Origin of the sequence: Asanoa sp. NPDC049475, assembly GCF_040676915.1 — a bacterium.
Taxonomy (GTDB): Bacteria; Actinomycetota; Actinomycetes; order Mycobacteriales; family Micromonosporaceae; genus Asanoa.
On sequence record NZ_JBFAPY010000002.1, the window covers coordinates 384,946 to 398,737 of the forward strand.

General features: G+C 72.1%; 10 protein-coding genes and 1 pseudogene. 6 read left to right on the plus strand and 5 right to left on the minus strand.

Going from position 1 to position 13,792, the window contains the following annotated elements:
• The first annotated feature begins 167 nt into the window (after positions 1–167).
• Positions 168–3,089 carry a tetratricopeptide repeat protein gene (locus tag AB0J88_RS07980; RefSeq protein ID WP_364347205.1) on the plus strand — a complete coding sequence of 974 codons (2,922 nt, stop codon included), beginning with the start codon at positions 168–170 and terminating at the stop codon, positions 3,087–3,089.
• A gap of 6 nt (positions 3,090–3,095) precedes the next feature.
• On the opposite strand, the gene AB0J88_RS07985 is transcribed toward AB0J88_RS07980, so the two are convergent.
• On the minus strand, positions 3,096–3,635 hold the full coding sequence (locus AB0J88_RS07985; RefSeq protein WP_364347203.1) for a universal stress protein: 540 nt from the start codon (positions 3,633–3,635) through the stop codon (positions 3,096–3,098).
• The gene (locus AB0J88_RS07990) at positions 3,632–4,882 is read right to left on the minus strand and encodes an ArsB/NhaD family transporter (protein WP_364347201.1); all 1,251 of its coding nucleotides are present in this window, start codon (positions 4,880–4,882) and stop codon (positions 3,632–3,634) included. The genes AB0J88_RS07985 and AB0J88_RS07990 overlap by 4 nt, the downstream gene beginning before the upstream one ends.
• Before the next feature lie 174 nt (positions 4,883–5,056).
• On the opposite strand from AB0J88_RS07990, the gene AB0J88_RS07995 reads away from it, so the two are divergent.
• Complete coding sequence (locus AB0J88_RS07995; RefSeq protein WP_364347199.1) at positions 5,057–6,613, plus strand: alkaline phosphatase D family protein; 1,557 nt, start codon at positions 5,057–5,059, stop codon at positions 6,611–6,613.
• A gap of 84 nt (positions 6,614–6,697) precedes the next feature.
• Positions 6,698–6,790, plus strand: a pseudogene (locus tag AB0J88_RS08000) (alpha/beta hydrolase); the annotation flags it as partial.
• Positions 6,791–6,828: 38 nt separating this feature from the next.
• Here AB0J88_RS08000 and AB0J88_RS08005 read toward each other — a convergent pair.
• Positions 6,829–9,489 (minus strand): cellulose binding domain-containing protein, encoded by a 2,661-nt coding sequence (locus AB0J88_RS08005; protein WP_364347197.1) that lies wholly within the window; start codon positions 9,487–9,489, stop codon positions 6,829–6,831.
• Positions 9,490–9,675: 186 nt separating this feature from the next.
• Between AB0J88_RS08005 and AB0J88_RS08010 the strand changes: the two genes are divergently transcribed.
• Together AB0J88_RS08010 and AB0J88_RS08015 are read left to right on the plus strand one after the other, a co-directional pair.
• Complete coding sequence (locus AB0J88_RS08010; protein WP_364347195.1) at positions 9,676–10,491, plus strand: cyclase family protein; 816 nt, start codon at positions 9,676–9,678, stop codon at positions 10,489–10,491.
• Positions 10,492–10,621: 130 nt separating this feature from the next.
• Positions 10,622–11,386: a PRC and DUF2382 domain-containing protein gene (locus AB0J88_RS08015; RefSeq protein WP_364347193.1), complete on the plus strand. Its 765-nt coding sequence runs from the start codon at positions 10,622–10,624 to the stop codon at positions 11,384–11,386.
• A gap of 23 nt (positions 11,387–11,409) precedes the next feature.
• Here the strand turns inward: AB0J88_RS08015 and AB0J88_RS08020 are convergent, their stop codons facing one another.
• The gene (locus tag AB0J88_RS08020) at positions 11,410–12,618 is read right to left on the minus strand and encodes a M20 family metallopeptidase (RefSeq protein ID WP_364347191.1); all 1,209 of its coding nucleotides are present in this window, start codon (positions 12,616–12,618) and stop codon (positions 11,410–11,412) included.
• A 162-nt stretch (positions 12,619–12,780) separates the two neighbouring features.
• Here AB0J88_RS08020 and AB0J88_RS08025 point away from each other — a divergent pair, with 162 nt between their 5' ends.
• The gene (locus tag AB0J88_RS08025) at positions 12,781–13,557 is read left to right on the plus strand and encodes a hypothetical protein (RefSeq protein ID WP_364347189.1); all 777 of its coding nucleotides are present in this window, start codon (positions 12,781–12,783) and stop codon (positions 13,555–13,557) included.
• On the opposite strand, the gene AB0J88_RS08030 is transcribed toward AB0J88_RS08025, so the two are convergent.
• Complete coding sequence (locus AB0J88_RS08030; RefSeq protein ID WP_089244473.1) at positions 13,526–13,789, minus strand: hypothetical protein; 264 nt, start codon at positions 13,787–13,789, stop codon at positions 13,526–13,528. The genes AB0J88_RS08025 and AB0J88_RS08030 overlap by 32 nt on opposite strands.
• Positions 13,790–13,792 lie beyond the last annotated feature (3 nt).

Here is a 13,792-nt window from a genome sequence, read left to right on the forward strand (position 1 = left end):
TTTCGGTCGACACAGGGATGCGGATCTCAGCCGGAAAGTTCGATGCCCGGACGGATCACCTTCCGCGCGTGTCGGTTCCGAGGTGATTTCTGACCTACTGGGTGATCCCGCGTCGGCTACGTGGAGTGAAGTCTGGAGTCGGCTGGTAGTCGGTCGAGGAGTCGCGGATGAATCCGACATGGGCGCGGCACGGGACGCCGGTGGGGGTGTCGACGCTGCTGGCCGTCGTGGTCGGCGCGTTGACCAACCTCGCGACCTCGAAGCCGTCCTGGGCGCTGGTCTTCGGCCTCGTGGTCGCGGCCGGGTGCTGGACGGTCTGGGAGATGCGGCTGCGGCAACGGGACCACCGCGCGGCCGCGGTCGAGGCACGCGCGCGGGTGCTGGCTCCGCTCGACCGGGTCGAGGCCGCGGAGGGTGACGTCTTCGGGCTGCTGGTGGCGGCCCGGCGGGCGCTTCCGCTGCAGGGCCGTCGCGGCGAGCTCGACGAGCTGCTGGCGTGGTGCGAGGGTGACAGCCCGGTCTCGGTGCTGGTGGTCAGTGGGCCGGCGGGGGTCGGCAAGACCCGGCTCGGGCTCGAGCTCGCCGACGAGCTGGCGCCGCGGTGGTTCACCGGGTCGCTGGTGCCGGGGCCGGCCGAGCAGACGCTGCCGGCGATCGTGGCGTGCGGCGATCCGGCCCTGATCCTGGTGGACGACGCCGACACCCGCGTCGACCTGCCCGCTTTCCTCTCGACCCTGTCTGGACACCGCGGCGCTCCGCCCGTGCGGGTCCTGCTGATCGCCCGCGACGGCGCCGGGCTGCTGGCGGGCCTGCGTCCCCTGGTGCCGGACACCACGCGGTCGCTGACCCGGGGTCCGATCCTGGAGCTCGGGGCATACGGCGGGCCGGGGGACCGGGAGCGGTGGTACGTCCAGGCCGTCGGCCGGTTCGCCCGGGACCTCAAGGTCCTCGCGCCGCCCGCGACGCTGCTGGCCGGCCGGGTCGGCGACGACCACGAGACCATGCTGATGATCATGGCCCGGGCGCTGCTCACCGCGCTGGCCGCCGATGCCGGGTCGGTCCGGCGCCTGCCGGTCGACGACGTGATCGGAGAGCTGTTCACCCACGAGGAGGCGTGGTGGGAGTCGGCCGCGACGCCGTCGACGTGGGGCGTGTCGTCGCTCACCTCGCTGACCAGGCAGCGCTGCATCCTGGCGCTGGCCCTGCGGGGCGCCGCCGACGAGGACGCCGCCGTGCGGGTGCTGCGGCGGATCCCGGACCTGTCCGACGCGGCCGAGGAGAAGCTGCGCAACGTCGTGCGGTGGGTCGCGCACCTCTATCCCGATGGCGTACGCATCAAGCCCGACCTGTTCGGCGACTGGTTCATCGCCGACCGGCTGGCCCGGCAGCCCGACCTCGCCGCCAAGCTGCTCGCCGACCTGGACCCGCGTGAGCGCCAATGGGTCACCACGGTGCTGACCCGGGTGGCGAGCGTCTTCCCGGCCGCGCTCCCGGCACTTGTGCAGGTCTGGCGAGACGGGGGTACGGCCGTCGCGTTCCTGGCGATCCGGCTCGTCGCCGTGCAGCACACCGCGGCGCTCGACCAGCACCTCGCCGCGTTCATCGCCGACCTGGACGCCGACCTGCCCACCCTCGAAGCGCTCGACGAACAGGTGACCGACTTCCAACTGCCACGCACGGCGGTCGCCCTGGCGCGGCGCGTGGTCGCCTGCCTGCGCGCGTCCGACGCCGACGACCCCACGCACCGGGACAACCTCGCGATGGCCCTGAACAGCCTGGGCATCCGGCTGGGTGACCTGGGCGCGCACCGGCAGGGCCACGCCGCGACCGAGGAAGCGGCCACCCTCTGGCGGGCACTCGCGGCCGACGACCCCGGCTACCAGGGCAACCTCGCCAGCGCCCTGACCAACCTCGGCACCCGCGAGTGGGCGCTGGGCGAACACCGGCGCGCGCACGCGACCACGGCCGAAGCCGCCACCTTGTGGCGCGCGTTGGCCGCCGGCAGCCCGGCCCACCGACCGAGCCTCGCGGGCACGCTGACCAACCTCGGCACCCAGCTCGCCGCGTTGGGCCAGCACCGGGAAGCCCACGCCATCACCGACGAGTCCGTGACGCTCCGGCGAACCCTCGCGGCGGAGGACCCGGCGCACCAGCCCAACCTCGCCGCGGCCCTGAGCAGCCTCGGCGTCCGCCTGGGCGCGTTGGGCGAGCACCGGCAGGCGCACGTCGTCACCGAGGAGTCCGTCGCGCTGTGGCGCACCCTCGCGGCGGACAACCCGATGCACCAACCCGACCTGGCCATGGCTTTGGACAACCTGGGCATCCGCCTGGGGGCGCTGGGCGACCACCAGGAGGCCCGCACGGTCACCGCGGAAGCCGTAACGCTGCGGCGCGCCCTCGCAGCCGACAACCCGGTGCACCAACCGAACCTGGCGATGGCCCTGACCAACCTGGGCGTGTGCCTGCGGGAGCTGGGCGAGCACCGAGAGGCCCACGCGGCGACGGACGAAGCCGTGACCCTGTGGCGCGCGGTGGCGGCGGACAACCCCGGCCACGAACCGAAGCTCGCCAGCTCCCTGACCAACCTCGGCACCAACCTCGGCGCGTTCGGCGAACACCGCCAGGCCCACGCGGCCACCGCTGAGGCGGTCGCCCTCTACCGGACGCTGGTCGTCGACAACGCCGTGCACCAACCGGACCTGGCGATGGCCCTGACCAACCTCGGAGTCTGCCTGCGGGACCTGGGCGAGACCGCGCAGTCCCACGCCGCCACGACGGAAGCCGTCGCCCTCTGGCGGACGGTCACCGCCGACAACCCGGCCCACCAACCCAACCAGGCGCTGGCGTTGGCGAACCTGGCGATCCAACTGTGCGAGCGCCGAGACCACAAGGCCGAGTTCAGCGCCCGGCAGGAGGTGGTGGAGATCTACCGCGGTTTGGCGGCGACGGACACGGAGCTCTACGACCGCGCCCACCGGCGGGCGGTGGCACAGCTACAGGCGGCCTACTCCCGCCACGGCCGAGACGAGGACGCGATGCGCGTCGGCCTGCGCCCGTACTCGGACGAGATCGAAAGACCCCGCCTCTAGAACCGGTCAGTGATGCGGCGGCGGGGGTGGAGGCGCTGCCTTGTGGGGTGGTGGGGCTGCCTTGTGGGGTGGGGGTGGCGGGATCGTGTCGACCCGGGGTGGGGCTGTCGGCCAGACCAGCAGGACCGCGCACGGGGCGTGGTCGACCACGAACCGGGTCGGTGGGTTCAGGCTGCGCGGACCCAGCCTCGTGACCGGGCCGTCGCGGGCCACCACCAGCAGGTCCGCTCCGTCCGCCGCCGAGACGACCTCGCGTTCCAGGCGTCCGCGTCGTCGCATCGGTGACGACGGGCGGTCGAGTCGCGCGGCCGCCGCCGTGAGCATGGCCTCCGCCGCGTGTGCGGCGGCCGAGTCGACGGCGACGCCGGGATCCCGACCTCCCGAACCCCGACCGACCATCCCCGCGTACGCGTCCGACACGTCGGAGGCCAGCGCCGGGTCCGTGACGTGCAGCAGCGTGATAGACGCGGACGGTGGGGCCACCTCGGCGGCGGCGTCGACGCACGCCTGCCAGGTGCCCTCGGCCAACCAGACGACGACCTTCATAACACTGTGGATAGTTTCAGAGCCACCCATAGCCCCACAACCGCCGCGAGCAGACACGCCGGCACCGAGATCGCGCCGAGGCGCAGGAAGGCCGACGTCGACGGTGGCTCGTCGCGGGCGTGCAGGATGCGCCGCCAGAGCAGGGTGGCCAGCGATCCCACGTACGTGAGGTTCGGTCCGATGTTGACCCCGATCAGCGCCGCGAGCACCAGGCCGGGGGTGTGGGCCACGACCGGCACCAGGACCAGGGTCGCCGGGACGTTGTTGACGATGTTGGCCAGGAGCGCGGCCAGGGCGGCGACCGCGAGCAGGCCCAGGAAGTCGGCGCTGCTCGGGGTCAGCGCCGCGATCAGGTCGTCGAGGCCGTTGCGGCGCAGCGCCAGCACCACCACGCCGAGCCCGAAGACGAAGAAGCAGAACAGCGGGTTCGTCGACAGGGCGATGTCGCGGGCGGTGCGGCGCCGGTCGGTTGCCCGAAGAACCAGCGGCACCGCCAAGACGATCGCGCCGCCGGCGGCGACCCAGGCCGGCGCCACCCCCATCGGCTCCGCGGCGGCGAAGCCGGCGAGCGTCAGCGCGAGCACGACCAGCGCGAACCGGGGCGCCGGGACCGAAGGCACCGGCTCCGGCCGCGCGGGGGTGGCCAGGTCGCCGGCGAAGAACCACCGGAAGACCGCGTACTCGACGGCCAGCACCGCCAGCCACGGCAGCGCCATCATCCCGGCGAAGCCGAGGAACGTGAGCCCGGTCGCGCCGAACGCCAGCAGGTTCGTCAGGTTCGCCACCGGCAGCAGCAGCGAGCCCGCGTTGGCCAGGTGCGTGCACGCGTAGACCTGCGGGCGCGCCCGGACCCCGGCGGCCGCCGCCGTCGCGAACACCACCGGCGTGAGCAGCACGACCGTGGCATCCAGGCTCAGCACCGCGGTGACCGCCGCCGCGATCCCGAAGACCACGGTGAGCAGCCGGGTCGGGCTGCCGCGGGAGGCCCGCGCCGCCAGCGCGCCGGCATAGCCGAACACGCCCCACGAATCGGCCAGGTGGGCCAGGGCCAGGATCGCGGCGAGGAACCCCACCGTCGGCCCGAGCATGATCATCTCGTCGCGGGCGGCCGACCACGGCACCAGGCCGCCGCCGATGGCGATGGCGGCGGCCGGCACGGCGGCGGCCGCCTCCGGCAGGCCGCGCGGGCGGACCACAGCGAACGCCAGCACGACGGCCAGCAGTAGCACGGCCCACACGGTCGACACAGAGCGCCAGGGTACGGCCGGCGCACCCGGTGCGCCCGCTCCGCCCGGCGGCGGCGCGCCGGAAACGGACAGGCGGTCGCCAACCGATGCTCAACCGGACGCAACCCGGCAATCATCTAAGTCTTGATCATCAATGGGGTACGCGTTGTCAAACGGAAGGGCGAACCCCGACCCATGTCGTACCGTATCGACCGACGCCAGCTCCTCACTCTCGCCGGCGCCGGTGGCGTCGGACTGGCCGCGACGATCGCCGGTGTCAGCGCCGCCCCGGTCATGGCCGATCCCAAGCACCACCTCGACCCGTTCACCCTCGGCGTCGCCTCCGGTGATCCGCTGCCCGACGGCGTCGTGCTCTGGACCCGGCTCGCGCCGGAGCCGCTGGTCGCCGACGGCCTCGGTGGCATGAGCCGGCACGTCGTGCCGGTGCGCTGGGAGGTCGCCGAGGACGAGCGTTTCCGGCACGTCGTCAAGCACGGCGTCGAGCGCGCCACCCCGGAGCTCGGCCACGCGGTCCACGCCGAGGTGCACGGCCTGCGGCCCGACCGCGAGTACTTCTACCGGTTCCGCACCGGCGACTCCACGAGCCCTGTCGGCCGCACCCGCACCGCGCCCGCCGCGTCGGCCCGTCCCCGCGAGCTCGCCTTCGCGTTCGTGTCCTGCTCGAACTACCCGACCGGCTGGTTCACCCCGTACCGCCACCTCGCCGCCGAGAACCTCGACCTGGTCGTGCACCTCGGCGACTACATCTACGAGGGTCCGGCCGCGGGAACGCTCGGCCGGGCGCACCTGCCGGCCGCGGAGATCTTCTCGCTCGCCGACTACCGGGTGCGGCACGCGCAGTACAAGACCGACGCCGACCTCCAGCTCGCGCACGCCCGCTTCCCGTGGGCGGTCACCTGGGACGACCACGAGGTCGAGAACAACTACGCCGACGAGAACTCGGAGGACGCCGCGCAGGACCCCGAGTCGTTCCTGCGCCGGCGGGCCGCCGCCTACCAGGCCTACTACGAGCACATGCCGCTGCGCCGCTCCGCCGTGCCGCACGGGCCGGACATGCGGATCTACCGGCGGCTGCGCTACGGCCGGCTGGCCGAGTTCAACCTGCTCGACGGCCGCCAGTACCGCGACGACCAGACCACCGACCCCGCCCAGCTCGACGACCCGGCCCGCTCGATGCTCGGCGCCGACCAGGAGCGCTGGCTGATCGACGGCCTGAGCCACTCGGCCGGCACCTGGAACATCGTGGCGCAGCAGACCGTGATGGCCAAGGCCGACCGCGACCCCGGCCCGGGCGAGCTGCTGCCGAACGACAACTGGAACGGCTACGAGCCGGCCCGCCAGCGCCTCTTCGACAGCGTGGTCCAGCGTCGGGTGGAGAACCTGGTGGTGATCACCGGGGACGCACACTGCGGCATGGTGGCGGACCTCAAGCAGAACTTCGACGACCCGGCATCGCGTACGGTCGGCACGGAGTTCCTGGGCACCTCGGTGACCTCGGGCGGCGACGGCGCGCCGATGGACACCCGCGGCACCGAGTGGCTGGCCTCGAACCCGCACATGAAGTTCTACGACGCCCGCCGCGGCTATGTCCGGTGCACAGTGGACAACCACACCTGGCGCAGCGACTATCGCGCCGTGGCACAGGTGTCCACTCCGGACGCTGCCGTATCGACGATCGCCAGCTTCGTGGTCGAGGAGGGCCGTCCCGGCGTGCACGCCGAGACCGCGTAGGGAACGTGCGGGGTGCGTCGCCGGTGCGGGACGGCGCACCCCGCACCCATGGCCCGTATCACATAGCCACCCGACCGTGCCGCTGGTTACCCGCTGAACGGCGACTCGTGGGAGCGCCAGGAACGCGAGCTGTTGGCTCGCGGCTTCCGCGTGATCACCTACGACCGTCGGGGGTGGATGGGGTGCGCAACGCCGGCGCACCCCATCCGGCGTGTTCAGCTCCGCTGACAGGTGACCGTCGGCGGGGCGCCGGCGGTGCCGCTGCCGAGGAAGCCGAACGTCGTCGTCGCGTTCGGTGCGAGGGTGCCGTTCCACGACGCGTTGCGCACGGTCACGGCCGCACCGGACTGGGTGTACTCGCCTCCCCAGAGTTGGGTGATCCGCTGCCCACCGGCGTAGCTCCAGGCCACCGTCCACGTGCCGGTGGGGGTGCTGCCGGTGTTGCGGACCGTCACCTCACCCTGGAAGCCGCCGGTCCACGAGCCGGTCACCTGATAGGTCGCGCTGCAACCACCGGGGCCGGCCGTGGGAGTGGCGGTCGGCGTCGGTGTCGCCGTCGGGGTGGCCGTCGGCGAGCTCGTCGGCGAGGCCGTCGGCTCCGGGCCGAGGCGGTCGGCGACCAGGATGCCGCGGCCGTTCGTGCCCAGGTAGACCCGCCCGAACACCCTCGGGTCGCCGGTGATCGCCTCGCCCGCGTTCCCGTACTGGTGCTGGTCGTCGTTGATCCGGACCCATGACGCGCCCGTGTCGTCCGAGCGGAACACGCCCGTCACGCCGTCGACCGTGCCGACCAGGAAGACCGCCGGGTACGAGCGGCCCGGTGCCGCCTTGCCGAAGCCCACGTTGACCGCCGCGGTCACGGAGCTGAGCCGCCCGAACGTCGCACCGTTGTCCGTCGACCGGTAGAGGCCGCCGGAGCCCGCCACCCAGACGTCACCACCGACGGTCCGCAGCTTGCCGCCGTCCGGCAGGCCCGACGCGGCGCCGCTGAAGGTCCGCCCGCCGTCCGTGCTCGCGTAGACCCGCCCGGACGCGTACCCGAAGAAGCGCCCAGGGCTCACCCGGCTGGCTTCCACGGCCGCGCCGGCCGGGATGCCCGACGACGCGGTCCACGAGCTTCCCCGGCTCGTCGAGTAGTGCACGCCCGCGCCCTGCGGGCTCCACACGACGGAGCCGGCGTCGGTGGACAGCGCCACCGTGCCGCCGCCGGTCACGCCGCCCGGCTCCTGGCCCTGGTACCACGTCCGGCCGCCGTCCGTGGAGACGCCGATGCGGTTGAGGTTCGGGTTGGCCGCCCGGTCGCCGTTGCCGACCCGGACCATCACCGACGGGTTCGCCTCGGCGAAGTCCAGGCTCGTGTTGCTGCTCAGGTTCGGTGTGTCGTGGAAGCTGGCCGGCACCGCCGTCAGGTCGTCGTGCCGGAAGCCACCGATGTCGCCGAGCGCACTCACCAGCGGCGCACCCGAGGGCGGGCTGGCCAGGTCGAGCACCGCCGTCTCCTCGATGCCACGGGCCATCGGCCGGACCGTGAACGTGCCGCTCGCGGTGTCCCACGCGGTCAGGTTGGTGGTCGCATAGAGGGTCGCACCGGTCCCGTACAGCAACCGGTCCGAGTTGAACGGGTCGATCTCCAGCGACTCCGTCATCCAACCCAGCTTCGGGGTCTGCTCAGGCAGGGACGGCGCGGTGTTGAAGTCCAGCCACGGGTTCGCGGAGATGTCCATCGTGTAGCGGTTGACCCGGTTGGGATAGCTGCTGAAGTCCCACACCCGGGACCACGTGGCGCCACCGTCGCGGGTCCGGAAGAAGATGACGTCGGGCCACCACGAGATCTGCGTCGCCACCACCAGCGTGCCCGGGTGCTGCCTGTCGATGGTCAGTCCACTGTAGCCGAAGTAGTCGTCGGCACTGGTCGACGGCACCGGGCTGATCCGGGTCCAGGCGCCGGTCGACCGGGACAGCTTCCAGACGTCACCTTTGGCCCCGTCGTACGGGCCGCCGGTGTCGCTGGTCGCGATGTAGAGGAAGCCGCCGGCGGGGTCGACGACGGCCTTGTGCGCCAGGTATCCGGTCGGCTGGTCCGGGATCCGCTGCCACGTGGCACCGGCGTCCGTCGAGCGGTAGACCGGGTTCTGCTTGTCGGCCACGCCGACGTAGATGGTCCGCGTCGGCGAGCCGGACGTGCCGGTCGACGAGTCGAAGTCGACCCACGTGACGCCCTGGTTGCCGGTGAGGTAGCCGTTGGGGTCCGACGGGTCCTGCGCGTAGTTGCCGGCGTTGGGGAACGCGGTCACCCGCGCCCAGGACGCGCCGTAGTCGGTGCTGCGCCACAGCCCGTTGCCGCCCTCGGCGCCGTAGTAGAGGACCCGGCCGTCGTTGGGGTCGACGGCGAGCCGTTCGCCCTGACCACGACCGGGCATGTTGCCACCGACCTTGAACGGCAGGTGGTACGCCTGCCAGGTGGTGCCCCGGTCGGTGGAGCGCAGGATCGCCCCGTTGTTCGGGTCCCAGCTGTTGGTGTACATGCCGACCGCGGCGTACACCCTGTTGGTCTGCACGGGGTCGGCGGCCATGCTGAGCACGCCGTTCCAGCCCCACCGGTCCCAACCGACCCAGTCCAGCAGCGGGACCCAGGAGCCCGCGGAGGCGTTCCAGCGGTACGCGCCGCCGATGTCGGTGCGCGCGTAGATCAGGTCGCGCTGGCCCGGGTTGAAGACGATGCCGGAGATGAAGCCACCGCCGTCGATCCGGACGTTCTTCCAGGTGTACGAGTCGGCGGCGGCCGCGGTGGACCGCACCGGCGCGAGGACGAGGGTGGCCGCCGCGGCGAGCACGGCCGCGAGCAAGGCGGGCCACCAGGTTCTGAATGAGCGCATGTCTGCCTCTCGGAGATGTGCGCACTCCGGAGGGCAAGAGGCCGCCGCCACCCGACATGCGCGAAGGAGCGGAACGGTCGCGCGGCGCGCCTGCCCTGTCGCCGCACCCGGCCCGGCTCCCACGCCTCGGCCTCGCCGGTGAGGTTCACACGTGCTATCGGGACCTGTCAATGGTGTGATGTCGGCATGTGTACGACGCAGGAGTGTCCGACACCGACCACCAACTCCGTCACGCGACGGGCCGCCCTGTTCGGGGGTGCGCTGGTCGCCGCCGGCGCGGCCCTCGCGCCAGCCGCCCCGGCGCGGGCCTCGGGCCGGCGCGGCATCGCCGACCTGACCTATCCGCTCACGACTTCGTTCCCGGCGTTCGCACCGGGGGAGGAGGCGGCCAGGCGGACCTACGTGACCATCGAGGACAACGGCTACTACATGCAGGAGTGGCGGATCCTCGAGCACTACGGCACGCACGTCGACGCACCCGGGCACTTCGTCGCCGGCGGCCGGCTGGCCACCGAGATCGGCATCGAGGAGCTCGTCGCGCCGGTCGTCGTGGTCGACATCGCCCGGCGGGCCGCACGCGACCCGGACACCACGGTGACGGTCGACGACCTCGTCGCGTACGAGCGCCGCTACGACCGGATCCCGCGGGGCGCGGCGGTGTTCATGTACTCCGGCTGGGGCGCGAAGGTCGGCGACGCGGCCGCGTACCGGGGAACGGACTCCTCGGGCACGTTGCACTTTCCGGGTTTCAGTCCGGAGGCGTGCGAGTGGCTGTTGCGCCGCAGGGGCATCCGGAGTCTCGGCGTGGACACGCTCAGCATCGACCCGGGTTTGTCGGCCACCTTCGACACCCACCTGGTGCTGCTCGGCGCCGACCGTTACGGGGTGGAGAACGTGGCCAACCTGCACCGCCTGCCCCGCCACGGAGCCACGGTCAACGTCGGGCTCATCCCGTACGAGGGCGGTTCCGGCGGTCAGGCCCGGGTCTTCGCCACGTGGTGAGGGCCCATTTTCTCATTTGAGCACCCTTGATCGCCCTCCTGCGGCGAACTTCGGGAATTTCCGTCATCTCGTGGGAAGAGGTGGTTTTTCGCAGGTCGCGGGTACCGGCGGTGAGAGAGGAGTTGGGCAAATGATCACCAGTCAAGAAGCCGCCAAGCTGGCCGGCCGGGATGTGTTCGGCAGCAACGGCGACAAGATCGGCACCGTCGGTCACGTATGGGGCGACTCTGCCGGCGCACCGGCATGGGTCAGCATCAAGACGGGCCTGTTCGGAGCGAAGGAGTCGATGGTTCCGCTCTCGGACGCGAACCTGCGGCGGGGCCGCCTCATGGTGCCGTTCAACAAGTCGCAGGTGAAGGACGCACCGCGGATCGAGGGTTCGAGCACCGAACCGCTCGCGGCCAACGAGTTCGCCCGGCTGCACGAGTACTACGGCCCGCAGGGCGCGAGCAGGTCGTCCGCCACCACGAGCGGCGGCTACACGGCCGACGACGTGGTCGTCGAGGACAGCGCCACCGGCACCGCCGACTTCCTGACGCGCTCGGAGGAACGACTGACGGTCGGCACCGAGCGTGCGCCGATCGGCCACGCCCACCTGCGCAAGTACGTGGTGACCGAACAGCAGCAGATGACCGTGCCGGTCTCGCACGAGGAGGTCCGCCTGGTGCGGGAGCCGATCACGGGCACGACGGCCAGTGCCGCCGAGCTGATCGACGCCGAGCTCGACGTCGAGCTCTTCGCCGAGCGCGCCGTGATCAGCAAGGAGACCATTCCCGTCGAACGGGTACGGATGGTCAAGGAGACCGTGACCGAGCAGCAGACGGTCAGCGGCGAGGTCCGCAAGGAGCACATCGAAGCGGCCCTGCCGAACGAGGAGAAGCGCGAGCTCGACTGAAGGCTTTCGGTCGGGGCCCGCGCCTAGCCGGACCCCGACCGTTCGCCTTCGCCGTGTCGGCGCAGGGCGCGGATCGCGAGCTCCGCGTGGACGAGCGCGCCGTCGGCGAGCACTCGGTCGTCGAACACCGCCCTCGGGCTGTGGTTGACCGGTGCCGTCGCCGGATCGGCGGAGGCGCTGGCGCCCAGGTGGAGATAGCAGCCGGGCACCCGGTCGAGCACCTCGGAGAAGTCCTCCGCGGCGCTGATCGGATGCTCCAACGGCTCGAACCGGTCCGCGCCGAGCACGTCGGTGACCACGGTGCGGGCGAACGCGTACTCCTGCTTGTCGTTGACCGTCACCGGGTAGCCGTCGACGTAGTCGACCTCGGCGGTCAGCCCGTGCGCCTCGGCGATGTGGAGGCACAACCGGGTCACCTCGGTCCGTAGCCGCGCGTGGTTCGCCGCCGAGAACGCGCGTACCGTCGCCTCGATCACGGCCGTGTCCGGAATGATGTTGGACTTGGCGCCGGCGTGGATCGACCCGACGGTCACGACGACGGGGTCGAAGACGTCGAACCTGCGGGTGACCATCGTCTGCAAGGAGGTCACGATCTCCGCGGCGACGGTCACCGGGTCGAGGCCCAGGTGCGGCATGGAGGCGTGCGCCCCGGCTCCGCGCACGGTCACCGTGAGGTCGGCCGTGGCCGCCATCAGGGTGCCGGGACGGCTGCCGAACCGCCCGGCCGGCCCGTTCGAGCTGACATGCATGCCGTACGCGGAGGAGACCCGCTGCCCAGCGGCGTCCAGGACCCCTTCGGCGATCATGCGGGCCGCGCCGTTCCACCCCTCCTCTCCCGGCTGGAACATGAACACCACGTCGCCGGCCAACTCGTCGCGGTGGGCGCTCAACAGCCGGGCAGCGCCGATGAGCATCGCCGTGTGCAGGTCGTGGCCGCAGGCGTGCATGGCGCCGTCGACCTGACTGGCGTAGTCGAGCCCGGTCGCCTCGGTGATCGGCAACGCGTCCATGTCGGCCCGCAGCAGCACCGCCGGCCCGGGCCGGCCGCCGCGCAGGACGGCGGTCACGGAACTCAACCCTGTGCCCAGGGTGATCTCGAGGCCGCTCAGCTCGTCGAGCACGGCCCGTTGCGTGCGCGGCAGGTCGAGCCCGACCTCGGGGTGCCGGTGCAGGTCACGCCGCACCCGCACCAGGTCGTCCTGGAGCGCCGAGGCGTCGTCGCGAAGAGCCATGTCGTACCCCCATCGTCAGCGTCACCCAAGCGGCGTAGCCGAGGGCCGCACAACCTGTTCGTGGCGCACGTCGCACGGCTAAGCCAGTGTGCGGGTGAGCATGGCCCGTCAGGCGCCGGTCGGGGACGGCGAGTCGGGCGCGGGCGGGCTACCGTGCCTCGGGTGGATGTCGCCCGTACCTTCCTCACCGAGATCGACGCCCGGCAGCCCGGCGGACTCACCGGCCTGTTCCTGCACGGCTCGCTGTGCTGGGGCGAGTTCTTCCCGGGCAGTGACGTGGACTTCGTCGGCGTATGGGGCTCGCCACCCGACCACGTGGCGCTGGCCGAGGCGCACGAGGCGACCAGGGCGCGCCACCCGGACGTGACCTTCGACGGCTTCCACTGCTCGGCGGCCGACCTGGCCGTCTCGTCCCAGACCGTCGGCAAGCGGCCGGCGTTCTATCAAGGCACGCTCGATCCGGCCGGCACGATCGACATCAACCCGGTCACCTGGCACGAGCTGGCCGAGCGCGCCGTGGTGATCCGCGGCTCGCTGCCGCCGGTGCACACCGACCGGGCCGAGCTGCGCGAGTTCACCCGCTCCAACCTCGACACCTACTGGCGGTCCTACCTCCCGCGGATCGAGGAGGCCGGCGTCGCCGCGGTCGGCGGGCACGAGGCGTCCGTCGCGTGGATCGTGCTGGGCGTCGCGCGCCTCCACCATCTGCTGGCCAAGGACGAGCTGACGTCCAAGAGCGGAGCCGGCCGGTACGTGGCCGAGGAGCTGGACCCGCGATGGCACCGCCTGGGCACCGAGGCTGTGCGGATCCGCGAGAGCCCGCAGCGGCCTTCCGCCTACGCCGACCCGGTCGACCGTGGCCAGGAGACGTTCGACTTCCTGCGCTGGGCGGTCGAGGACGGGGTGGCTATTCGACCGGGCGGCGCAGCGAGTACGTGACGCCGTACAACCGATGGGGTTCGTTGGGAAAGTAGGTGGCGCTGCGGTCGTAGGCCTGCCAACCCGCGGCGCCGGCCCGGTTCAGGTGGCGCATGTCGTTGAACCGCTCGTCGGTGCCCCACCGCTGGGCGCCACCGGAGTGGTGAAAGGTGGCGTTCCAGTCCATGAACTGGTCCTCGCCGTAGGTGCCGGCGGCCCGATACTCCAACCGGGCGTACTCCCATGTGGTCACAGC